This window comes from uncultured Roseobacter sp., from assembly GCF_947499265.1.
In the GTDB taxonomy this organism is placed as follows: Bacteria; Pseudomonadota; Alphaproteobacteria; order Rhodobacterales; family Rhodobacteraceae; genus Roseobacter.
Map to the genome: position 1 here is coordinate 405,011 of NZ_CANMNK010000004.1, position 22,409 is coordinate 427,419.

22 protein-coding genes and 1 tRNA gene are annotated in these 22,409 nt (G+C 61.7%); 7 read left to right on the top strand and 16 right to left on the bottom strand.

The genetic code is table 11. The annotated features are described in order from the left end of the window. Positions 1-10: 10 nt before the first annotated feature. Positions 11-958, top strand: a complete 948-nt coding sequence (gene radC / locus Q1A63_RS12990) for a DNA repair protein RadC (protein WP_299631907.1) — start codon at positions 11-13, stop codon at positions 956-958. A gap of 111 nt (positions 959-1,069) precedes the next feature. Here radC and Q1A63_RS12995 read toward each other — a convergent pair whose 3' ends face one another. Continuing rightward, positions 1,070-1,441 carry a site-specific integrase gene (locus tag Q1A63_RS12995; RefSeq protein ID WP_299631909.1) on the bottom strand — a complete coding sequence of 124 codons (372 nt, stop codon included), beginning with the start codon at positions 1,439-1,441 and terminating at the stop codon, positions 1,070-1,072. 332 nt (positions 1,442-1,773) lie between these two features. On the opposite strand from Q1A63_RS12995, the gene Q1A63_RS13000 reads away from it, so the two are divergent. Next, a tRNA-Arg gene (locus Q1A63_RS13000) sits at positions 1,774-1,850 on the top strand. Positions 1,851-2,023: 173 nt separating this feature from the next. On the opposite strand, the gene Q1A63_RS13005 is transcribed toward Q1A63_RS13000, so the two are convergent. Further along, positions 2,024-2,941 (bottom strand): LysR family transcriptional regulator, encoded by a 918-nt coding sequence (locus Q1A63_RS13005; RefSeq protein WP_299631911.1) that lies wholly within the window; start codon positions 2,939-2,941, stop codon positions 2,024-2,026. 183 nt (positions 2,942-3,124) lie between these two features. Between Q1A63_RS13005 and Q1A63_RS13010 the strand changes: the two genes are divergently transcribed. The 5 genes from Q1A63_RS13010 to Q1A63_RS13030 all read left to right on the top strand — a co-directional run bounded on the left by Q1A63_RS13010 (position 3,125) and on the right by Q1A63_RS13030 (position 8,436). After that, the gene (locus Q1A63_RS13010) at positions 3,125-3,766 is read left to right on the top strand and encodes an NAD(P)-binding domain-containing protein (RefSeq protein WP_299631913.1); all 642 of its coding nucleotides are present in this window, start codon (positions 3,125-3,127) and stop codon (positions 3,764-3,766) included. Between the two features lie 29 nt (positions 3,767-3,795). Next, positions 3,796-5,199: an MFS transporter gene (locus Q1A63_RS13015; RefSeq protein ID WP_299631915.1), complete on the top strand. Its 1,404-nt coding sequence runs from the start codon at positions 3,796-3,798 to the stop codon at positions 5,197-5,199. Next, entirely contained in the window at positions 5,199-6,077 is an 879-nt protein-coding gene (locus tag Q1A63_RS13020) for an SDR family oxidoreductase (RefSeq protein ID WP_299632103.1), read from the top strand. The genes Q1A63_RS13015 and Q1A63_RS13020 overlap by 1 nt, the downstream gene beginning before the upstream one ends. 35 nt (positions 6,078-6,112) lie before the next feature. Next, positions 6,113-7,390: an epoxide hydrolase family protein gene (locus Q1A63_RS13025; protein WP_299631917.1), complete on the top strand. Its 1,278-nt coding sequence runs from the start codon at positions 6,113-6,115 to the stop codon at positions 7,388-7,390. A gap of 134 nt (positions 7,391-7,524) precedes the next feature. Beyond that, positions 7,525-8,436, top strand: coding sequence for a LysR family transcriptional regulator (locus tag Q1A63_RS13030; RefSeq protein ID WP_130405992.1), 912 nt, complete (start codon positions 7,525-7,527; stop codon positions 8,434-8,436). Here the strand turns inward: Q1A63_RS13030 and Q1A63_RS13035 are convergent. The 14 genes from Q1A63_RS13035 to Q1A63_RS13100 form a co-directional block, all read right to left on the bottom strand. Continuing rightward, positions 8,399-8,635 (bottom strand): DUF2274 domain-containing protein, encoded by a 237-nt coding sequence (locus Q1A63_RS13035; protein ID WP_130405993.1) that lies wholly within the window; start codon positions 8,633-8,635, stop codon positions 8,399-8,401. The two genes, Q1A63_RS13030 and Q1A63_RS13035, sit on opposite strands and share 38 nt — an antisense overlap. Continuing rightward, positions 8,632-9,846 (bottom strand): TrbI/VirB10 family protein, encoded by a 1,215-nt coding sequence (locus tag Q1A63_RS13040; RefSeq protein WP_299631926.1) that lies wholly within the window; start codon positions 9,844-9,846, stop codon positions 8,632-8,634. Before Q1A63_RS13040 ends, Q1A63_RS13035 begins: the two co-directional genes overlap by 4 nt. Beyond that, complete coding sequence (trbG, locus tag Q1A63_RS13045; RefSeq protein ID WP_299631928.1) at positions 9,843-10,892, bottom strand: P-type conjugative transfer protein TrbG; 1,050 nt, start codon at positions 10,890-10,892, stop codon at positions 9,843-9,845. The genes Q1A63_RS13040 and trbG overlap by 4 nt, the downstream gene beginning before the upstream one ends. Continuing rightward, positions 10,889-11,578 (bottom strand): conjugal transfer protein TrbF, encoded by a 690-nt coding sequence (gene trbF / locus Q1A63_RS13050; protein WP_299632104.1) that lies wholly within the window; start codon positions 11,576-11,578, stop codon positions 10,889-10,891. Before trbF ends, trbG begins: the two co-directional genes overlap by 4 nt. After that, on the bottom strand, positions 11,572-12,861 hold the full coding sequence (gene trbL / locus Q1A63_RS13055) for a P-type conjugative transfer protein TrbL (protein WP_299631930.1): 1,290 nt from the start codon (positions 12,859-12,861) through the stop codon (positions 11,572-11,574). Before trbL ends, trbF begins: the two co-directional genes overlap by 7 nt. Before the next feature lie 3 nt (positions 12,862-12,864). Next, entirely contained in the window at positions 12,865-13,143 is a 279-nt protein-coding gene (gene trbK-alt, locus Q1A63_RS13060; RefSeq protein WP_299631933.1) for a putative entry exclusion protein TrbK-alt, read from the bottom strand. Positions 13,144-13,149: 6 nt separating this feature from the next. Continuing rightward, positions 13,150-13,929, bottom strand: a complete 780-nt coding sequence (gene trbJ, locus Q1A63_RS13065; RefSeq protein ID WP_299631935.1) for a P-type conjugative transfer protein TrbJ — start codon at positions 13,927-13,929, stop codon at positions 13,150-13,152. Further along, positions 13,907-16,405 carry a conjugal transfer protein TrbE gene (gene trbE, locus Q1A63_RS13070; RefSeq protein ID WP_299631937.1) on the bottom strand — a complete coding sequence of 833 codons (2,499 nt, stop codon included), beginning with the start codon at positions 16,403-16,405 and terminating at the stop codon, positions 13,907-13,909. The genes trbJ and trbE overlap by 23 nt, the downstream gene beginning before the upstream one ends. A 4-nt stretch (positions 16,406-16,409) precedes the next feature. Next, entirely contained in the window at positions 16,410-16,679 is a 270-nt protein-coding gene (locus Q1A63_RS13075; RefSeq protein ID WP_081533694.1) for a VirB3 family type IV secretion system protein, read from the bottom strand. Further along, a complete protein-coding gene (locus tag Q1A63_RS13080) occupies positions 16,676-17,011 on the bottom strand; it encodes a TrbC/VirB2 family protein (RefSeq protein ID WP_299631943.1) in 336 nt (111 codons plus the stop codon). The genes Q1A63_RS13075 and Q1A63_RS13080 overlap by 4 nt, the downstream gene beginning before the upstream one ends. Beyond that, positions 17,008-17,943 carry a P-type conjugative transfer ATPase TrbB gene (trbB, locus tag Q1A63_RS13085; RefSeq protein WP_299632105.1) on the bottom strand — a complete coding sequence of 312 codons (936 nt, stop codon included), beginning with the start codon at positions 17,941-17,943 and terminating at the stop codon, positions 17,008-17,010. The genes Q1A63_RS13080 and trbB overlap by 4 nt, the downstream gene beginning before the upstream one ends. A 183-nt stretch (positions 17,944-18,126) precedes the next feature. Next, positions 18,127-18,549, bottom strand: coding sequence for a CopG family transcriptional regulator (locus tag Q1A63_RS13090; RefSeq protein WP_299631945.1), 423 nt, complete (start codon positions 18,547-18,549; stop codon positions 18,127-18,129). A gap of 9 nt (positions 18,550-18,558) precedes the next feature. Further along, positions 18,559-20,553 carry a conjugal transfer protein TraG gene (locus Q1A63_RS13095; RefSeq protein WP_299631947.1) on the bottom strand — a complete coding sequence of 665 codons (1,995 nt, stop codon included), beginning with the start codon at positions 20,551-20,553 and terminating at the stop codon, positions 18,559-18,561. Positions 20,554-20,566: 13 nt separating this feature from the next. Next, a complete protein-coding gene (locus tag Q1A63_RS13100; RefSeq protein WP_299631949.1) occupies positions 20,567-22,321 on the bottom strand; it encodes a DUF3363 domain-containing protein in 1,755 nt (584 codons plus the stop codon). Between the last annotated feature and the right edge of the window lie 88 nt (positions 22,322-22,409).

A 22,409-nucleotide genomic window follows, 5' to 3' on the forward strand; every position in this document is an offset into this window, starting at 1 on the left:
GGCTGCTGGAATGACAAATTGGCTTACGTCTGGATTATCCGTCTTTGGCAAAAAACAAAGACCAGACCCGAACACCGTCACGAAAAAACGCTCTCCCAGAGCATCAGGCTTTTCCGAGGATGCGTTGCGCGGTCTAGAGGATCTGGATGCCAGGATGCCACCTCCCGGCACAGAAGTGAAATCCGCCTTTGCGCCGAGCTACAAGCACACGGAACGGCTCTCAAAGAAGGCTTCTGCTGGCGGCGGGCTCGTCATCGATGCTGAAGGCAACAAGGTTCCGCACTATTGGGGACACCGCGAACGGCTGCGTAATCGCTTTCTCGCCGGTGGCCACAAACCAATGCCGGAATACGAAGTCCTTGAACTGCTGCTGTTCAATGCAATCCCCCGCATTGATGTGAAGCCTTTGGCCAAGCGATTGCTGGCGACCTTTGGGGATCTGAACGGGGTCATTGCCGCGTCAGAACACCGCTTGTTGAAGGTCGAGGGAGCAACGCCATGGGTGTACTATCATTTACGGCTTGCGGAGGCCTTCGCGCAGCGCATGGGGCAGGCGAAAATCCTTGAACGCGAAGTTGTGACATCTTGGGATGAGTTGATCACTTACTGCCGCACGGCGATGGCACATCGTGAGACTGAGCAATTCCGTATCCTGTTTCTGGACCGCAAGAACGTGCTGATCGCAGATGAGGAACAAGCCAAAGGCACGGTTGACCATGTGCCGGTGTATCCCAGAGAAGTGGCTAAGCGCGCGCTGGAATTGAACGCCAGCGCCATCATTCTTGTGCACAACCACCCGTCTGGCGACACGTCTCCCAGCAGACCGGATATCGAGATGACGGAGGCCGTCACAACGGCTTGTCAGGCAATTGGCGTGACTATTCATGACCATGTGATTATCGGCAAAGACTCGGAGTTTTCGTTTAAGACCAATGGGCTGTTTGCGGCTTTTGCGTGAGTTAATCACCCTCTCGCAAATCGACTGACCTTGAGCGCAGGGGTGTTGTTGGTAGAGTTCTGGGGCTGCCACCCCTGCGGAGGCAAAGAACAGGTCCTCGCTATGCTTGCTTCATTGCATTGCAACTGCGCGCAACTCTGGTCCCGCGTTACCGCACCTTTGCACCCCTGCTTCTCGGCGAAAGCCATCCGCTTGCAAGCAACACGCTAGATCAGTTGATTGAGACTTCTGCATACAAAGCCAATCCGATTCATGGTTGACGGGCCGCCGTTCGATGGTTGCGGGCTTGGCGCCCAACTCTTCGCGCAGATGACGGTGGTAGGCGAGGATGTCGTCTTTCGACAACGGGTCGCTGAGGTGGTGCGCCTTGGTGAAGCGCGCGAAGGTACGAAGATCCTGGGCGTAGGCCCGGAGCGTGTGATGGCCGAGACTGCGCTCATCACGGCGCGAGTTGACGAAAGCTGTGTGATCGAGATGGGGCATGCTGAACTCCTTTGCTTGAGTTCAGCAGTTCAGCATAGGTGGGTCGCCACTCCGAAATTGCCCGCTTCAGCGGTAACGATAATGGGGCCCATTATCGCTACCATCGAGATGGATGCCAGTTTGTGGGGCAGGGCGGTGGTAGGAGTTTCCACGTTTTCAGTGCTGGAGAAGCATATAGCTGATCGCTCCGAAGGCGGATGTCAAGTCTGGCGATCGCGAAAGGTGCTGGCAAAAGTAAGTTGCGAAACAAAGGCTTGGGTAGATGTTCGGATCGCCCTTCAAACCGGCCAAAAGTTCGCGTAAGCACTGCGTAAGCAGTAGGAATACATTGAGCACCCGTAGCTCAGCTGGATAGAGTGTCGGCCTCCGAAGCCGAAGGTCACAGGTTCGAATCCTGTCGGGTGCGCCAATTTTTTCTTTATATATTAGTGACTAAGGTTGGGCCGCATCCGAGGCAGTGGCGCTTACGCGAGTTTTTTTTCGCAAGCAGCCGAACGTGAGCAGTACTCAGGGATGGTGTGGCTGGTTTGGCTTGCCGTTGAACTTTCAGGCAACTCTTGAGACGGCCAGTACTAATCGGCGTCAAGTCTTGCAGTCCCATTTCGATTGCGCCTGCAAGATGAAGTCGATGAACACTCTTATCCTCGGCGAGACAAGGCGACGGTCGAGATAGAGCGCAGTAAAGGGCGTAGGTGGCGGCCGGAACTCCTCGAGCGCCTCCACGAGCTTGCCCCGTTTTATTCCTTCAGCCGCCATGAATGATGGCATCTGACTTACACCGAGACCGGCACGAGCTGCGCGACCTACAGACTCACCATCATCGATTGTGACCGAACCCTCGTAGGTTTTGGACACAACTTCCCCATCCTGTGTGAAATGCCACTGCATTACTCTACCTGTGCGGCGATTGCGGAAATTGAGGCAATCGTGTTTCGCCAAGTCGTCCGGGTGTTCTGGCATGCCATGCAGATCCCAATAGTCTGGAGATGCACACAGTACGAGTTGATCATCGAAAACCCGACGCGCTATCAGATTGGCCCTGTCGGAAAGCGCTCCCGCTCTTATCGCGATGTCAACCGCGTCACCGGCGAGATCAACCGCACGATCATCTAGCCAAAGTTCGATTTCGACTTGAGGCCATTCTCGATGAAAGGCGTCAAGCGCCGGGACTAAGCACATACGACCAAAGGCGGCAGGTGCACTGACTGTTAGCCGCCCCACAGGATCGCTTGCAGTGTCGCTGACTTCCGCACCTAAAGCCAGGGCGTCCGCGATCAATCGCTTGGCGCCCTCCAGATAGCGTTCGCCTTCCGGAGTTAGGCTGACGCTACGTGTGGTTCGGTGAATTAATTTAACACCCAGTGTTTCTTCGAGGCGCGTGACGGCCTTCGACGCTGCAGATGGCGTGAGGTTCAATCGTCGGGCTCCGTCCTTGAAAGCTCCAGTCTCAGCCACGCTGATGAAGGCTTCGATGCTGATCAGAGATGGCAAGTTATTCATGACAAAAATTCCATTCTGAAGCCTCGATACCCGGATTTATCCGAAATTACATAGTCTATACATTGTAATCTATCAACGCTGGCGGCAGACCATCGCTCAATTCTGCGCGATCGGAGGCTGCCTTGGAATGACTTTGAAGCAATCGAGAACCGCTAGCGACCACGCCCATAACGGAGAAATTCTATGAAAATCGGAATCATCGGTGCCGGCGATATCGGTAAGCTCTATGGCCAGCTGTGGCGCGAAGCGGGTCATGATATCATGATCGCTTCCAGGTCGTCCGACACTCGCGAAGACGCGGCGCGCAAAATCGGCGCGACAGCAGGCACACCGGAGGATGCGGCGGCGTTTGGCGACGTCATCCTTTTGGCTGTTAACTATGCGACGGTAGACGAAGCTGTGTCCGCCATTGCGCCCGCGATTAACGGCAAGCTGGTGATTGATGCCACCAATCCGCTCATCCGTGTATCGGGCGGTGGTGTCGAGCGAGTGATCCCCGATGATGCGATTTCGGGCGAAATGATGGCCCACAAGCTACCCGGTGCTCGGGTGGCCAAGGGGTTCACCACGTTGTGGACGGGTCACGTCGAGAAAAAGAGCGATCGCGATGCGCCGAAAGTAGCCATGACCCTGGCGGCGGACGCTGCCGAAGATCGTGAGATCGTCGCGAAGCTCATCAGCGATGCAGGCCTTGTTCCTGTTGATCTGGGGACGCTTGCACAATCTCGTCCGCTCGATCCGCCCAGTCCGATCTGGAACGTGGTCCTCTCCGCCGACGAACTCGCCGAACGGGTGGCTGTGTTCCGTCAGGAACAGGTCGCTTGAGGCCAGACCGAAACGAAAGGATGAGTCCTATGACTACGCTCACGGCAGGCGCAGACAACGCGCCGAGCTGCGAACGCGCGAAGCGCGGACTGACACCGATAGTCTCCGCGGCGCTGTTCCTCGAGGCGATGACTGTGTCGATCACGGCTATCGCGATCCCCAACATGAAGGCTGATTTCGACGTATCTCTAGCCGTGCTGCAATGGACGCACGGTGCATTTATCATCGGTTTTGCCGGACTGCTTCTGCTCGGAGGACGGGTTGCTGACCTTTACGGCCGACGCCGTGTCTTCCTTATTTCGACAGCTCTCTTCGGATTGGCTTCGCTGATCGTCGCGCTTGCACCATCGTTGGGGCTGCTTTTCACGGCGCGCGGAATCCAAGGCGCCGCGGCGGCTTTCATGATTCCGACGTCGATATCGATCCTGACCGGCGCTTTTCCCGAAGGACCGGCGCGCAACCGCGCGCTCGGCACTTTCAATGCGGCGGGCGCCGCAGGTTTCTCGGTTGGCCTCGTCATCGGCGGATTACTCATCGCCGAACTCGGCTGGCGCTGGGCCTTTGGATTGAACTTCCCGGCCTCGGGTTTAATCGTGGTGGCTGGCATATCTGTGATCCCGGTCGCGCTGGGCGATCGCAAACCTGTTAAGCTCGACTGGTTTGGTTCGGCGACCGTTGCGGCGGCTATTGGCACTCTAACGCTAGCACTGACTTTGGGCGCGGAGCATGGATTCGGGGTCTTGGAACTAGGCCTTGTGGCCGCCGCCATTCTGCTTGGCTGCCTGTTCATTTGGGTTGAGAAGATCCATGCCGAGCCTTTGATGCCGCTCTCCATGCTGCGTATTCCCGGGTTGCGTCGGTCCAGCCTCGCTTCGCTGACCCTTCTCGGGGCCTTCTTCGGCTTCAATCTGCTGGTCAGCGTTGCGCTGCAGACAGGGCACGGCATGGCTGCCGACATGGCAGGCTTCGCGCTGCTACCGATGGGGCTTCTCTGTGTGGCGGTTGCTCAGATCGCCACTCCGCGAGTGATGGATCGTTTTGATATTGATAGAGTCGCGGCGAGTGGCCTTGGCCTCATTGCGCTCGCTTCCGTCTGGCTCTTCAGTGCTGGCAGCTTGGCACCGATCTGGCTCGTGATCGCGGCGACCACAGTGGCCGGCGGTCTTGGCATGGGGCTCGCTTACGCACCGCTCGCCGTGGGTGCAGTGCGCGGAGTGCCGAGGGATCGACAGGGCGTGGCCGCCGGATTGCAGCAGACGACGCTACAGGTTGGCGGTGTCATCGGCATTGCTCTTGCCATTGCTGCCAGCACGCTCGCGAACCGCCCGGAAGCTGGCTTGCTCGCCGCCGCTCTTATCGCTCTCGCTGGCGTGGCCGTCCTGACGCGGCGCACCACCTTCCAACCTTCTGCACCTAAAGGAGCCGCACAATGATGAGGGTTCTTATCGCTGGCGCTACCGGCACGAACGGCCGTGCTTTGACCGACGAATTGAGCAAGCATGATGGCATTATTCCGCGCGCACTCGTGCGCGATACGGCTTCGGCTGAGTTCGGCGATGGCGTCGAAATCGTCGAAGGCGATCTGGCCGATCTCCAAAGTCTCGCTGCCGCGTTTGACGGCGTTGGAAAGGCCTATATCGTCACCTCGATCCAACCCAATACGATCGACCTGTTCCAAAATTTCTTCCGCGCGGCAAAATCTGCGGACGTTACTCATATCGTTAAGTTTTCCGGGCTTGGTTCGGATGTGAATAGCCCTTCAGAGGTCATTCGCCAACATGGTGAAACGGACGAGGCGCTACGCGAAAGCGGACTACCCTTCACCATCCTTCGCCCGAATTCTTTTTACCAGAATATGCTTGGGCAAGTGCAAGGCATCGCCAAAAACGGTACTTTTGCCCTGCCGCTTGGCGAGGCGCGGCAGAGCTTGATCGATGTCCGGGACATTGCTGAGATTACCGCGACCATCCTCACGACCGACGGTCATGTTAGCAAAGCCTACGATCTGACAGGCCCCGAGAGCCTCAGCTTCGACGACGTCGCCGAGATCCTGAGCGACGTGCGCGCTGCACCGGTGAAATACACGCCGATCACGCCGGATGAGATGGAAGCGGCGCTAAAAGTCACCGGCATGCCCGATTGGTCTGCGCATGCTCTTGCGGAGATTCAGGCGCTTTTCGCTACCGGTGCTTATGCTGAAGTTCTACCCGATGCCGAGCGATTGTTGGGCCGATCCTCGCGTAGCTTCCGCCAATTTGCCGAAGATCATGCCGAGCTGTGGAAGCCAGCGGGAGATGCCAGCTTGAATTGATTTCTTTTTTGTATAACTCACTAGGAGAGAAGACTATGATCCGAACGCTTCTTGCTACAGCCATTGTCGGACTGGGCATCGGTGGGGCGGCTGTTCCGACTTTAGCGCAGAGCCAGCCCGAGCCCTACACCATCGAAATCCCGCAAGAGCGGCTGGACGAGGTGATATCGCAGGTCCGCGAACACGAATTCTTGCCCGATACCGGGCTTGAGCGATGGCGCTTCGGCGTTCCGCAATCCTGGCTCGCCGAAATGGGCGCCCATTGGGCGGAAGACTACGATTGGCGCGCCGCAGAAGCACGCCTCAACCGGTTCGACAATTTCCGCGCAGAGATTGACGGAAAACAGCTCCATTTCATTCACGAGCGAGGTTCGGGCGACAATCCGACACCGCTGCTGATCCTCCATGGCTGGCCTTATTCGGTGTATAGCTTCATCGACGTGATCGAGCCATTGGCGCATCCCGAACGCTTCGGCGGCGATGCGGCCGATGCCTTCGATGTGGTGGTCGTGTCCATTCCCGGGGTGGGCTTTTCCGAAGCGACCGATGAGCCGGAGAGCTTGCGCTCGACAGGCCGACGCTATCACAAGTTGATGACCGAGGTGCTCGGCTACGACCGCTACATCACCCACGGCGGGGATCAGGGTGCCCTAAGCGCTGGATGGATGGCGTATGATTATCCCGATGCGGTTATGGGCCACCACACCCACATGCACTTCCCAAGGCACGCAAGTTCACCATGGCTCTCCGGCAAAATTGGCGCCGAGCCAACAGAGGCAGAGAAAGCCTGGATCGAGGCGGAAGCGGCAGCGCCCTTCGGCCAACTCGCATACATTCTGACGCACGTCGCGCGTGGCGAGACGCTGGCAGCCTCCCTAGCGGATAATCCGGTCGGTCAAGCCGCTTGGATCTGGGACAAGTGGTATTACTGGACCGACAAGAGCGGTGCGGCCTTCGAGGAAATTCACACAAAAGATCGACTGATTGACGAGGTGATGTATTACATCCTCACCGACAGCTTCCGCACGTCCCTTTGGCCCTATCTCATGCTGGGTGTTGAGGAAAATGCGGTTCTCCCGGAAGGTGAAGTGATTGCCAATCCAGCCGGCGTCACGGCATGGCCGGACCCAGTCTTCCCGCTGCCGCCACGGGAATACGTCGAACGCAGCCGACCGAGTCTGATTCACTACACGACGCCCGCGCGGGGGGGGCATTTCCCCATGGTCGAAGTGCCTGAGCTCTATGTAGAAGACCTGCGCACCTTCCGCCGATCTCTCGCTGAGCATCTGTCGGCGCCGGACGGCAATGAATAAGATGAGCGACCGGAAGTAGCTTTGATCGGTCTTTCAAATTCGTTTGGAGAGGAGGCTGATGTCTCCTCTCTAGGCGAAAATCAGATCGACCAAGCCTCGACAATGCTTCTCACGTTCGGGTCGGGACGGCTGACATGAAGACTGAAATTGAGACTCAGCATCTCACCTATTTTCTTTCGGTCGCGGAGACGGGAAGTTTTCGAAAGGCCGCATCCCGTTTGAACGTCGGTCAGCCCGCGGTTAGCCGACGGATTCAGCGGTTGGAAGATATCCTCGGCGTTTCACTCTTCGAACGGCGATCAACGGGCGCACGCCTAACGACTGCTGGCACGTGTTTCGCGGCAAGAGCGCGCGTCATCGTGGATGATTTGAGAGCTGCGACCGACACGGCGCGCGGAGCTGGGCTTGGAGAAAATGGCTATCTGAGGATTGGCGTCATCGCCTCTTTGTCTCGCGGACCATTGCGTCAGGTGCTCGAAAGCTTTGTTGATTCGCACGCCTACGTCGATCTTTGTATTGCTGAGTTGGATCGTGGCCAACTTCTCACTCAGTTGAGCCACCGCCGATTAGATTTGGTGGTCGCTCCCGGAAAACCCGATCATGAGAGTGGTGACGGGCTGATATTAGCACATGAGCGCGTTTATCTGGCTGTGCCGTCAGACCATCCTTTAGCGGATCGACAAGGATTGCGATGGAGCGAAGTCCTAAAAGAGACCTTCGTCGTAAGCACTCAAGAACCAGGGCCAGAGATCCACGACTATTTGGTGCGAAACCTGAGCGACCTCGGACGTACTGTGCAAGTGCGACGGCACAGTATGGGCCGGGAAGGTATCATGTCTCTCGTGGGTCTTGGTTTTGGCGTTAGTCTCGTCGCTGATCATTGGCTGGGCGTCAGGTATCCAAACGTAACGTTCGTCCCGATCGGTAACGATGACGAAATCGTCCCCTTTTCCATGATCTGGCGTCCGGAAAACGACAACCCCGCGCTCCGCCGGTTCATCTCTCTGGCTAGGATCGAGGCGAAGCGGAGCGGCGCTCTTTCCTGAGTTTTGCAAATCCGCGATCGGTCCTCATAAACCGTTCCAGCATCGGAGCAACGAGTTTCGCGGGTTGGAGCGTCTGGCCGCTCTCCTGACCGAGGAGTTCGGCGTAGGCCGCGAGGTCGCGATGGGTCTGCGCCGGAAGTTCGATGGACAGCTTCACCGGTTTGTCGTCGCGAATATCTGAGAGTTTGAGTTTGGTCATCGTGCGGCTCCATACGGTTCAAGAATAAGATCACGCGTCACCATCACACGTACCGGAAACCCTGGCCGGATCGTCAGCGTCGGTGGAATACCGAGCTGACGCTGCACAATCCCTTCCCCGGCGCGCCCGATTGTGTCCTGTGTTCCGTCTCGAATGGCCTCGGCGATCTCGTCACCATCATCTTCGCCGGTTTCCAGGCCGATATTGAGGATCGTCGCGAGGCCTGCGGCGAGGAACAGGCGGTCCCAATGGTTGTCGACGCCATCTTCAAGCCCGGTGAAGCCTGCCTGGTCAGTGCCCGGCTCACGCTCGAGGACGATGGAGCGGCCATCCGGAAGGATAAGCCGGATCCAAGCAAGCAGCAAACGCCGCTGACCCGAGGCAACGCGGCTGTCATACTCGCCGAGCAAGCGCGCGCCTTGAGGAATCAAGAGGAATTGTCCTGTCGGGCTGTCGTAGACATTGGCAGTAACCTGCGCCGTGATCTGCCCCGGCAGATCGGATCGTAGCCCCGTGAGAAGCGCGGCTTCGATGACGGAGCCCGCCTGCAGCACGTAGGGACTCGGTGGCGATTGCAGGCGATCTATGGCGGTCGTCCTGCGATCCACCTCGCGGTCGAGAAATGCTTCTTGCCGTTCCGTGGTATCCGGTCGCGGCGACGTTCCGGCGGAGGCTGGAAACAGCCCCTGCAGCACTGATGATTGCTGCGGCGCTGCCCGTGCCGGTTGAGAGCTGGCCGTCACAACGCTGGTTTGCGCATCGGCAAAGAGGGTCGCCAAACGAGCGGCCTCGGCCTCTTGGAGGCGCAATTGCTCGATAGGATCGACCGCTGGGCCGGTTGCAGTCACGACGGGCACCGGTTCTCCGCGGCGTTGCGCTGACAGGACTGGTCGGCCGAGTTCGCCCGGGAGCGGTGGCCCGAGCTGGGGGATCGATCCGTAGTCACGCGGCAGTCGCGACAGGCCCTCCGCCTCCTGAACCCGTTCGGTCGAGAACAATTCGGATGGCCCATCGGTCCGATCCGGACCCCGCAGCGCGACGATCAGGATCGCCCCGATGCCGAGGCCGCCCGCCACGGTGAGCACCGTGATCGCCTTGCGCGACAGCCGCATGACCCGCGGCGGGTCCGGGCGCAGACGCAATTCCTTGGCGATCTCGCTTTCTGAGCGCGACGGCTCCGCGCGCTCTTCCTCGTTCCGGTCATCGCTCATCGATCCGTCTCGCGACTACTCGCCGTCGTAGTGCGTTCGGCGGATCTGTTGCGTCCATCTGTTCGGACGATCCGGACCACGCGCTGGCGATCACCCAGACGCAGCTCCGCGGCGGCGAACAGTCGGTGAACGATCATGTAATTGCGCCGGATTCGGTAATTGACCAGCTGACCCTCTCCTTCCGGTCCGATGACAAAGAGCGGCGGCATCTCGCCCTGACCGATCCCGCGCGGGAACTCTATGAAGACCTGCCGTCCGTCATCGAAGGCGCGGCGTGGCCGCCAGGGCGCGCGGTCGCCGGTGATCCGGTAGCGGAAGTTGAGATCGTCGAGATCGACATTGCGGCCGATCGGAAGGCTGGCCTCGGCGCGATCGTTCTGACGGCGCAAGGCGATGAGCTCGTCTTCGGGATATTGCCAGGAGACCGAGGCCATGTAGGCCTGCGGCGTCGCGCGCAGTTCGAGGTGATAGGTCCGCCGATCCGTGTTGATGACGAGATTGGTGACGAGATCGGGCCGGGTCGGTTTGACCAGCACATGGATGCGACGGCTGTCGCCGGATCCGCTCTCGGTGTCGCCGATGATCCAGCGCGCGGTATCGCCTGCCGCGATCGGGCCGGAGCCGACAAGGCTTTCGCCCGGCTGCAAGGCGATGTCCGTAACCTGTCCAGGCGACGTGTAAACCTGATAGAGCGCGCCAGAACTGTAGGGATAGAGCTGGACGGCGTTGATGAAGCCGTCGCGTACCGGTTCGATCCGGGCCGCCGCGTTGGCGTTGGTCACCCGCTCAGTTGGTTCCGTCGCTTCTGCCGGACGATCATCGGCATCGACCCGCATGAGCTGGCCCGGCAGCGGCAATGGTTCGGGTGTCTCGACGATCTGAACAGGCCGCGCCGGTTCGGCGACCAGCGTCGCGGCGACCGGGTCATCGTAGCTGATCTCGGGCGGCTTGAAGGTGGCGCAGCCGGCAAGCATCGAAGTTGCGAGCAAAGTGGTGATGGACAGTTTGATTGGCATGCAGATTTGGCGTGTGATGCAATCACTCATTGGGCGTTCTCCCGTGACCAGTTGATGGCGTGGACGAAGACGCCGAGGGGGTTCTTGCGGAGGCGGTCGGCGTCGCGAGGTGGCTGAACGACGACGCTGAGGATGCCGGTCCAGCGTTCGGTCCCGGCGAGTTGGCCGTTCACATAGCGGCGCTCAATCCAAGCGACGCGGAAACTTGAGTCCGAGGCGCGGATGACGCTGGAGATTTCGGCCGCGACCTGAACTTCGCCGACGCGGGCGAAGGGGTCGTTCTCCCGCGCGAAATCGTTGAGCGCGACAGCCCCGCGATCAGTGGCGAAGTCATAAGCGCGTAGCCAGTTTTCGCGCAGGACAATGGGATCGGCCGGGACCTGACGAACGTTCTCGATGAAACGCGCGAGGTGAAAGGCTATCTGCGGATCGGTCGGGCGGTAATTGGCAGTGGCGGGTGCGACGGCCTGCGCCGCGCCGAGCTGGTCGACCTCGATGACGTAAGGCACGATGGTTCCTTGCGTTGACTGCCAGACCAACGCGAGGCCGAAGGTCGCGGTGGTGGCGAGACAGCCAATCGCCATAAGCCGCCAATTGCGGGCTTGGACGCGGGCGGAACCCATGCGTTCATCCCAAACCTGGGCCGCCTTCTGGTATGGGGTCACGGGGTCTGGGGTCTTGGCGTATCGCACGCTGGGTCGCTTGAATCTCATGATCTCTCCGAAAGGCTGATGGTGGTGCCCGCGCCGCCGCCATCGCCGGAGCGGATGGCGTGTGCGGCAACGGCGGTCCCGTGCTGCAGGCTCTGCTGGCGCTTCATCCGGCGCGCCCAGGCGGGTGGACCGGCATTGGCGGGTGTCGGCATGGACGAGGGGGAATTGCTGAACTTGCCGCCGGTGGCTTCGAACGCGGCGCGCGAGCCGGAACGATAGCTGTCGCCGACGGCGCGCTTAAGCGGGCTGACGGCAGCCGACATCCCGGCCTGACCGACCCTGGCCATACCGCTCGCAGCTTTCCCGGCCGTGGACGTGCCCGAGGCCGCGCCGATCTTGAAGGCGGTCGAAGCGCCACCTGCGACTGCGGAACCGCCGCGCAGGGCGGCTCCACCGGCGGCCCCGGCCATCTTCGCGCCTGCCAGACCGCCCGCGACAACGCCACCTGCTGCAAGGCCCGCACCGACCGCTGCCCCTGCGCCGAGCTGCGGGCCGCCCGAGACGATACCGTTGGCAATGCCGGGGCCAAAGATGCCGAGCGCGAGGATGGAGAGGGCTGCCAGTACGACGGCCATGGCGTCCCCGATGGTTGGTTCGCCAACAAAGCCGGTGGTGAACTCACTGAAAATGGTCGATCCGATCCCGACGATCACGGCGAGTACGAGTACCTTGACGCCCGAGGAGATGACGAGACCTAGGACGCGTTCGGCCATGAAGGCCGTCTTGTTGAAAAGACCGAAGGGGACGAGGATGAAGCCCGCGAGCGTCGCCAGCTTGAACTCGATGAGGGTGACGAAGAGCTGGATCGCGAGGATGAAGAAGGACAGCAGCACCACGATCCAGGCGAAGAGCAGGATCATGATCTGGATGAAGTTGTCGAAGAAGGCGACGAAGCCCATCAGGTCTGCGACGGATTCGAGGATTGGCTGACCGGCCTCGAGGCCGACTGCCGCGATGCGTCCGGGCTGCAGCAGCTCGCCTGCGCCAAGCGCGCCACCGGTCGCGACAAGACCCAGTCCGGCGAAGCTCTCGAAGATGATCCGGGCGAGCGTGTTCCAGTTACTGATGATGTAGGCGAAGACGCCGACAAAGAGCGTTTTCTTGACGAGCCGTCCGATGATGTCGTCATCCGCCCCCCAAGCCCAGAAGAGGGCTGCGAGCGTGACGTCGATGACGATCAGCGTCGTGGCGAGGAAGGTGACATCGCCGCCGAGCAGCCCGAACCCGCTGTCGATATAGGTGGTGAAGACCTCCAGGAACCGATCGATGACGCCGACATCGCCCATGGCCTACTCCGCGTCCTGATCGTCGGATGTGAGGCCGAAGAAGCGCCGCCGATTCTCTTCCCAAGCCGCTTGGCAGGTCGTGTCGGTCTCCAATTCCTCCGGGGTCAGCGTCCGGCAGCGTTGCAAGGTTGCCCGCAATGGATCGTCCGGGACGACGGCAGCAGGGCGTTTCGCATGCTCCGTCTCAAGGGCAGTCTGGAACTCCACTGCCACAATGAGCGCGGCACCGGCACCCATTGCGATGGCGATGCCTTTGAGGGTGGTCTCGGCGATCAGTTTCATGGCCGCCTACCGGAACATCCGAACGGTGGACGGCTCGTAGCCGGAGCCGTAATCGAGGAAGCGCGAGAGATTCTCGCGCGCCTGCGCTTCGGCCGTCGCAACACGCGCGGCTTCGAGCGATTGCGCCCGGTTCTGCGCGGCGATCGCGGCCGTTAGGTCGGAGATTTGCTGGCTTTGAAGGGCGAGCAGCTGGTTGCCCGCCTGCGTCGCCTGCAGCGAGCCGGTGGCCGCTTGGCTGCGGCCCACAAGCGCTTGCATCTCCGTCCGGGCGGTTTCGATATTGCCAACTACACCGGCCTGGATCTTCAGCGCGTCCTCGAACCCAGCGACCGAGGTGCGCCAGCGGTCCTGCGCGCCCGCAATCATGTCGTCGAAATCGCCCCGCGCGGCGGCGGCTCCGTAATCCTGGGTGAAGGCCTCGTCGATCGTCGCCACATCATGGGCGATGCGCTGTGCCTCGCCCAAGAGTTGCTGTGTTTGCTGCACCGAAGATTGTAGCCGCGAGAGCGAAGAGTAAGGCAGGCTCGCGAGATTGCGGGCCTGATTGACTAGCATCTGCGCCTCGTTCTGGAGCTGGGCGATCTGGTTGTTGATCTGCTCCAGGGTTCGTGCGGCTGTCAGCAGGTTTTCGGCATGGTTGGTCGGGTCGTAGACGATCCCACCGAACCCACCGCCAAAGAACGCATGGGCTGGTGGTGCTGTGGTCGGGGTGAGCGCGATCGCACTCGACAGCAGCAGGGCTGCGGCGGCGCGCCCGGCGAGTTTACGTGTGTTGGTCTTGAACATGGGTGTTCTCCTTGTCGTCATTGGCTTCTGGGGTGGGGGATGGGGCAGCCCCGATCACGGCATCGGACGGGCCGAGCAGCTCGGTCGCCCAGCCAAGATCGCGGCGGGCGAGCCATGCGGCGGCGAAGTTGTCCCGCCCATGCTCGTCGAGGATCGCGTCAATGGCGGCGTGATCGGATTTGGAAGACGCCGCGGTGAAGGCCAGCGCGACCTCGCCCAAACCAAGCGCAAACAGCCGGTTGCCGCGGCGCGACTGGCAGTAGTAGTCGCGTTTAGGCGTCGCCCTTGCGATGATTTCGACCTGCCGGTCGTTGAGCCCGAAACTGCGATAGGTGGCGGCGATCTGCGGCTCGAAAGCGCGCTCGTTGGGTAGGAAGATTCGCGTCGGGCAGCTCTCGACGATGGCAGGCGCGTTGTCGGAGCCCTCGATGTCGGCGAGCGACTGGGTGGCGAAGATGACGCTGGCGTTCTTCTTGCGCAGAGTCTTCAGCCATTCGCGCAGCTGCGAGCCGAAGGTTGCGTCGTCGAGCGCGAGCCAGCCTTCATCGACAATGATAAGGCTGGGACGTCCGTCAAGCCGCGCTTCGATCCGGTGGAAGAGATAGGCGAGAACGGCGGGCGCGGCCGCGGACCCAATCAATCCCTCCGTTTCGAAGGCCTGGAAGTCGGCGCTGCCGAGCGCTTCGCTTTCCGCATCCAGCAAGCGACCGAACGGTCCGCCGAGGCAAAACGGCGCGAGAGCACGCTTGAGATCGTTTGATTGGAGCAGGACCGAGAGTCCGGTCAGCGTGCGCTCCTCGACAGGAGCGGAGGCGAGCGAAGTAAGCGCCGACCAGAGATGGTCGCGCGCCACCGGATCGATGGTGACCCCTTCGCGGGCGAGCAATCCGGCGAGCCAGTCCTGCGCCCAGCTGCGTTCCGCGGCATCGTCGATCCGCGCGAGCGGTTGCAGCTGGACCGCGTCGTCTTCGTCTGACAGCGCTAGGCCGAGATCTTCCCAGTCGCCGCCGCAGGCCAGCGTCGCGCAGCGGATCGAGCCGCCGAAATCGAAGGCGAAGATCTGCGCTTTCTCATAGCGCCGGAATTGCAGCGCCATGAGCGCCAGCAGGACTGATTTGCCCGCGCCGGTCGGGCCGACCATGAGGGTATGACCGACATCGCCCACATGGGTCGAAAAGCGGAACGGCGTCGCGCCTTCGGTCTCGGCGTAGAAGAGCGGCGGGCCGTCCAGATGATCGTTGCGCGCGGGTCCAGCCCAGACCGCTGAGATCGGGATCATGTGGGCGAGGTTCAGTGTGGAGATCGGCGGCTGACGGACATTAGCATAAAGATGCCCTGGCAAGGAGCCGAGCCAAGCCTCCACCGCGTTCAGCGTCTCCGGGATGCAGGTGAAGTCGCGACCCTGCACGACCTTCTCGGCGAGCTTGATCTTGGCGTCCGCTGCGCGCTCGTCTTCGTCCCAGACGGTGATGCTTGCGGTGACATAGGCCGCGCCGACGATATCGCTTCCCAGCTCTTGTAGCGCTTCGTCTGCATCGAGCGCTTTGTTGTCGGCGTCCGAGTCCAGAAGCGTCGAGGCTTCGTTGGTCATCACCTCCTTGAGGATCGCGGCGACCGATTTGCGCTTGGCGAACCATTGGCGGCGGATGCGGGTGAAGAGCTTGGTGGCGTCGGTCTTGTCGAGACAGATCGCGCGCGTCGCCCAGCGATACTCGAAGGCCTGTGCGTTGAGCTCATCGAGCAGGCCCGGCCAGGTCGATGTCGGGAAGCCGACGATCGACAGTGTGCGGAGATGCGCCTCGCCGAGTTTTGGCGCGAGCCCGGCGACCAGCGGCTCGTCCGCCAGATAGGCGTCGAGATGCATCGGCGTCTCGGGCACACGGACGGACTGCGCCCGTGTCGAGATCGTCGAATGGAGATAAGACAGCGTCTCCGCGTCATCGAGCCAGACCGCCTCGGGCATAAAGCCTTCGAAGAGATCGAGCAGCCGGTCCGAGCGTGATCGGAACGCCGCGAGCTGTTCGTGCGGGTTCGCCCCCTTACTCGGCGCGTCTTCGAACAGCCAACCACTGGCCCGGCTCGTATCGTCGGCGGGCGGCATCCAGGTGAGCGTTAGGAAATAGCGGCTCTCATAGTGGGATGAGGCTTCCTCGAATTGCGCGCGCCGCTCGGCATCGACCAGCGCCGAAATCGGATCGGGAAACTCCGAGAGCGGATAGTCGCGCGCCGGGATGCGCTGCGCTTCGACGGAGACCGCCCATCCCGAGCCCAGACGGCGCAAGGCGCTGTTGAGCCGCGCTGCGGTCGCGACCAGTTCGGCGGGTGTTGCGGAGTCGAGATCGGGACCGCGGAACCGAGCCGTGCGCTGGAAGCTCCCATCCTTGTTTAGGATCACGCCTTCGCCAATCAACGCAGCCCAGGGCAGGAAGTCGGCGAGCAGCGCGGCTTTGGAACAGTATTCGGCGAGGCGCATCATCTCCTCACACCCCCATCCAGGTCGGGTAGCGAAGGTGGCGGCGCGCGACGTCGGCGATCTGGGCGTCCCGCTTAGCGGCGTAGACCGCCAGCATGTGACCGATGGCCCAGAGGGCGAGCCCGACCAGCCAGAGCCGGAGGCCCAGACCCACGGCGGCCGCTATGGTGCCGTTGGCGATCGCGATGGTCCGTGGCGCGCCGCCGAGCAGGATTGGTTCGGTGAGGGCGCGATGGACGGGTGCCGTGAAGCCGGGGATGTCGGTGGGATCGCTCATACCAGTGCGCCGCCGCCGAAGGAGAAGAACGACAGGAAGAAGCTCGATGCGGCGAATGCGATCGATAGGCCGAACACGATCTGGACGAGCCGGCGCGCGCCACCCGATGTGTCGCCAAACGCGAGGGTCAGGCCCGTGATGATGATGATCATGACCGCGACGATCTTGGCGACCGGCCCTTCAATGGATTCCAGGATTGCTTGCAGCGGCGCTTCCCAAGGCATGCCGGAACCGGCTGCTTCGGCCTGACCGGCGGCAAGCAGGAAGGCGATCGCTGCGGCGCTGACGTAGATGGGCCAGCGGGGATACAGGAGATTGAGTCGGCTGGTCATTGGGCATTTCCTTTCGCGGGGGTGAGAATTGGTTCGAGCGCGTAGTCGCCGTCGGCTGTGAGGCCGGTGACGCGAGCGAGTTCAGCGAGGCGGCGGTCCGAACCGCGCCCCTGGAGGATTGCGAGCACGTCAATGGTCTCCGCAATCAGGGCTCGCGGGACCGTGACGACGGCTTCCTGGATGAGTTGTTCGAGGCGGCGCAGCGCGCCGATGGCCGAGCCCGCATGGATCGTGCCGATACCGCCGGGATGTCCCGTGCCCCAGGCCTTCAGGAGATCGAGCGCTTCCGCTCCTCGAACCTCACCGATAGGGATACGATCCGGTCGCAGGCGCAGGGACGAGCGAACGAGGTCGGACAGCGTCGCCACGCCATCCTTGGTGCGCAGCGCGACCAGATTAGGGGTCGTGCATTGCAGCTCTCGCGTGTCTTCTATGAGGACCACGCGGTCTGAGGTCTTGGCGACTTCCGCGAGCAGCGCATTGGTGAGCGTGGTCTTGCCCGTGGACGTGCCGCCGGCGACGAGGATGTTGGCGCGGGACGCAACGGCTTCGCGCAGCGCCTCGGCGGCGGCACCTTTCATGATCCCGGCCTGGACATAATCGTCGAGTGTGAAGACGGCGACGGCGGGCTTGCGGATGGCGAAGGTCGGGGCCGCGACGACAGGCGGGAGCAATCCTTCGAAGCGTTCCCCGGTTCCGGCCAACTCGGCTGAAACCCGCGGAGCGTCGGCATGGACTTCTGCCCCGACATGATGGGCGACAAGGCGGACGATCCGCTCTCCGTCGTCCACCGACAGCTTAGCGCCGGTATCGCAGAGGCCTTCGCCGAGCCGATCGACCCAGAGCCGTCCGTCGGGATTGAGCATGACTTCGACGACGGCGTCCTCGTCGAGCCACGTTGCGATATCGACTCCAAGCGCCGTGCGGAGCATGCGGGAACCGCGCTCGATCGCTGCTGATTTGAGAGTGTGGACGGTCATTCGCGGCCCCGCATCTGGTTACGGGGTCGATCAAGAAGACCGTTAAATGGTCAGTCGCAACAGGTTTGAGGGCGTAGTAGTGGGCTGGCGTGGAGAGGCAGGGACAAGCGCATTTTGCACGAAGTCGCGATGGTGTCAGACAGTCGATTTTCTTTCTGGGATGTCCTCCGAGACTTCCTTGGTAAGCGTTTTGCCTTTTGCGAGTCGCCGCCCAAGTGCCTCCACGAATCCATCATAGCGTTCCTTGCCTGACGCTTGCGCCACCTCGCGCATCTCATCGGGCAATGGCGGTGTGGTGGTCAGCCAGAACTTCACAAAGAGTGCCATCGCCTCATTACCGATCGACACATCCCGCTCCAGTCGTTCGACCGCGCGGGTAAGCCGATCCAGGCGCCGTACGATTGCGGCCTCTCGTTGATCCGCGCCATCTGGTGACAGAAATGCAGCGAGCGCCGCTTCTACGATTTGCGATTTCGAGACCTTCCGACGTGCTGCCAGCGCTTCCAGCTCGCCCGCTAGAGCCGGATCGAAGTATACATTCAGGCGCCCCTTCTTCATGGCCACATCCTAGAGCTTGATCCCGTCATCGGGGTCGAGCGATGCCTGCCGCGCGACCGTACCGAACCGGTCGCGCATCGTCTTGGCCCGCTGCGCATCATCCTCCGGTTCGTCGTCGAGATCTGCGAACTCGCTGCGGGCCGGAGCCGGTTCGGGAGCGATGTCCTCGTGTTCCGGCAGGTCGGGCTGCCGACGAATGCCGCCATCGGCCTCGTCGCTTGATGACTTCCGTTTCCTAGGTGGCGGCGCAGCGATTGGTTCGAGACCGCTCCAATCGTCTGTCATACCGTTAGCTGCTCCAGCTTGCGCACTGCGATCCGGCGGGGGAGCGATCCGCGCTTTGAACTGCGGATCCATGTAGTAGCGCGCCTTCTCCGCGCGCACCGGCGGTGCGCCGGAGACAAGGACGATCTCGTCGGTCGGCGGGAGCTGCATCATCTCGCCGGGGGTGAGCAGCGGCCGTGCCGTCTCCTGTCGCGAGACCATCAAATGCCCAAGCCATGGAGACAGCCGGTGGCCGGCATAGTTCTTCATTGCGCGCATCTCCGTCGCCGTGCCGAGGGCATCGGACACCCGTTTTGCCGTCCGCTCGTCATTGGTCGCGAAGGCGACGCGCACATGGCAGTTGTCGAGAATCGCGTTGTTCTGCCCGTAGGCCTTCTCGATCTGATTGAGCGACTGCGCGATCAGGAACGCCTTGATCCCATAGCCCGCCATGAACGCGAGTTGGCTTTCGAAGAAGTCGAGCCGCCCGAGGGCTGGGAACTCATCGAGCATGAGCAGCATGCGATGGCTGCGCTTCGCGTGCAGGTCTTCGGTCAGCCTGCGGCCGATCTGGTTGAGCACGAGACGGATCAGCGGCTTGGTGCGCGAAATATCTGAGGGCGGCACGACGAGGTAGAGCGTCACCGGCCTGTCGCCGGTCACGAGATCGTCGATTCGCCAATCGCAACGACGCGTGACCTTCGCGACGACCGGATCGCGATAGAGCCCGAGGAAACTCATCGCCGTCGATAGCACGCCCGACCGTTCATTTTCGGATTTGTTCAGGAGTTCCCGCGCGGCTTGTGCGACGGCCGGATGCGGGTGGTCGCCGAGATGTGGCGTCCGCATCATCGCCGCGAGCGTTGACTCGATCGGACGCTTCGGATCGGAGAGAAAGGCCGCGACGCCCGCCAGAGTCTTGTCGGCTTCGGCATAGAGAACATGCAGGATCGCACCGACCAGAAGCGAGTGGCTGGTTTTCTCCCAATGGTTCCGCCGTTCGAGCAGCCCTTCGGGATCGACCAGGATATCCGCGACGTTCTGGACGTCGCGCACTTCGCTGTCGCCGCGCCGCACTTCGAGCAGCGGGTTGTAGGCCGCCGAGGTCGGATCGGTCGGATCGAAGAGCAACACCCGGCTGAATCGCGACCGGTGACTGGCCGTGAGCTGCCAGTTCTCGCCCTTGATGTCGTGGACGATCGCCGAGCCCGGCCAAGTCAAGAGCGAGGGCACGACCAGCCCGACACCCTTGCCGGATCTTGTCGGCGCAAAACAGAGCACATGCTCGGGTCCGTCATGGCGGAGATAGCGGGATTGGTAGCGTCCGAGGACCACACCATCGTTCACGAACAATCCCGCCTCACGCATATCTTTCTCAGTGCCCCAGCGGGCGGAGCCGTAAGTGGTCACGTTGCTCGCTTCGCGGGCGCGCAGGACGGAAAGAAAAATCGCGACGCAGACAGAAGCGATACCACCCGCACCGGCGACGATAGCACCTTCCATGAAGATGCGCGGCGCGTAAGCGTCGTACCAGTACCACCAGATGAAGACGTTCCACGGCGCGTAGATCGGCAGACCCAAGATGGTCGTCATCGGCTCGCCGAGTTCGGATTGGAAGCCGAGCCGGAAGGCCACCCATTGCGTCGCGGCCCAGACGAAGAGCAGAGCGACGGTCGACACGATGAAGATCTGACCCCAGAGGATTGCGGTGGCCGGTGATGCGTGTTTCTTCGAGGTCATAGGGGTCTCCGGGTCAGATCGACAGGCCGCGCTTGCGGCCAAGCGACCAGTCGATGCCGCCGCCTGCTGTGACGGTTCCCGAGACGGTCTGGCCGAGGTGTTTATCGAGCTGGGGTTTCCAGGGGACAAGTTCGAAGCCCATGCCGTCGTCAATCATCGCGAAGCGGCCCGACGCGAGATCAAGGCGTTGGCGATAAGTGCCCGCCACGGTCTCGCCCTCACCGGACTTGCGGAATGGCAGGCCCGTGTCGTCGGCGATCTTGCTCGCGGCTATATCGAGATCGCGCTGGCGCAGTGTCTTCAAGAGATCGCGCGCGAAGGTGACGCGCCGACCTTGCCGCGTCGCAAGACTTTGTTCGACCAAATGCTCGGCCCGCTTTTCCAAAGCGTCGCGGACCTCAGCACCGAATCCGCTCTGCGCCAACGGTGCGCGGGTCTTGGCGAGCGCCAGTCGGTCGGCCCATGTGGCACCATCGGCATCGATCTGCTTTTCTAGCGCAACGTCCGACCGCCCGACCAGCGCGAGGCGTCGCGCCCCACTATCCTTCCCGGCCCAACTCCGCGTCTCGACGATCCCGCCGACCGGTGTGTCGCCCGTGAGATCGAGATCGCGGAAGCGCAGATGATGAAGACGTCCGTCGACCCCATCGATGATCGCGTAGGCCTCGCCGGAGAGTTCATTGTGCAGCCCGCGATCGACCAGCTTGCCGAGGATCGGGTTCTCTGGCTGACCTTGGATTGCAAAGTCAGTTTGGCCGCGGGATTGAGCACCCATCGCCCGGTGCATCGTCTTGATGATGTCACCGCGCACGGCCATCTCGCGCAGCGTGCCTTCCATCCCCGGCTTCAACTGCCAGACCGAGGGCGCAAGTTTGTCAGCGAGGCCAAACCTTTCGAGGGTTTGCGCGCGCCCGATCAACCTTCGCTTGAGGTTTTTGTCGTCGAGATCGGGTGCGCCGGGCCGCATATCCGCAATCCCGAGTGTGTCGTCCGCATAGGACCGCAGCGCCCGGTCCAGGCCAGTCCAGCGCTCGGCCTTCACTTCAACATCGAGACCGGCGGCGATTTCCTTCTCGCTGCGTGGTCCGAGTTCGAGCTCGACGAGTTCCTCTGCGCGGCCCCGCAAACCGCGGCTGATGTAGTCGCGCGAGATCACGAGGTCTTTCCCGTCATCGGCCTTGCCGCGCACCATCACATGAATATGCGGATTGTCGGTGTTCCAATGATCGACCGCGACCCAATCGAGATCGGTGCCGAGATCGCGCTCGGCTTGGGCCATAAGATCGCGGGTGAAGGCGCGCAGATCCTCCATCTGTCCGGCGTCTTCCGGCGAGACGATGAAGCGAAAATGATGCCGATCGTCCTCGGTGCTGGCGGCAAAAACGCGGTCGTCGGCCTGCTCATGTTCTTTGTCGAACATCACCGCATTTCGGCCATCCTTGGTGACGCCCTCGCGCTTCAGATAGTCGAGGTGCTTGGCAAGCGGCGCCGAGCGAAACTTCTGGCCGCGATGTCTAACGATCCGCGCATTCACGACAACCCGGCGCTGGGTTCGCGCGAGGCCTCTTGAGACTCGCACGAAGCGTCCACGTCCAAACGTCGACCGACCAGCGCGACTGCCGCTCGTCCTGAAATGATTGCCGGTATGCCCTGCCTTCTTCGCGGCGCGCATGACCTGTCCGACGAAGCTTTTTGCCCGTTTGGCCGAGGGGCCTTTGTCACGGATGCGCCCCGGTTTGATGCGGATGTCGTTATCGCGCTGGCTCATGCTCGTGCCTCCCCAAAATCAGGCATGGCACGGTGAAAGCTGAGTGTGATCAAAGCGATAGCTGTGAGTGCAGCACTGTGACCAAGCG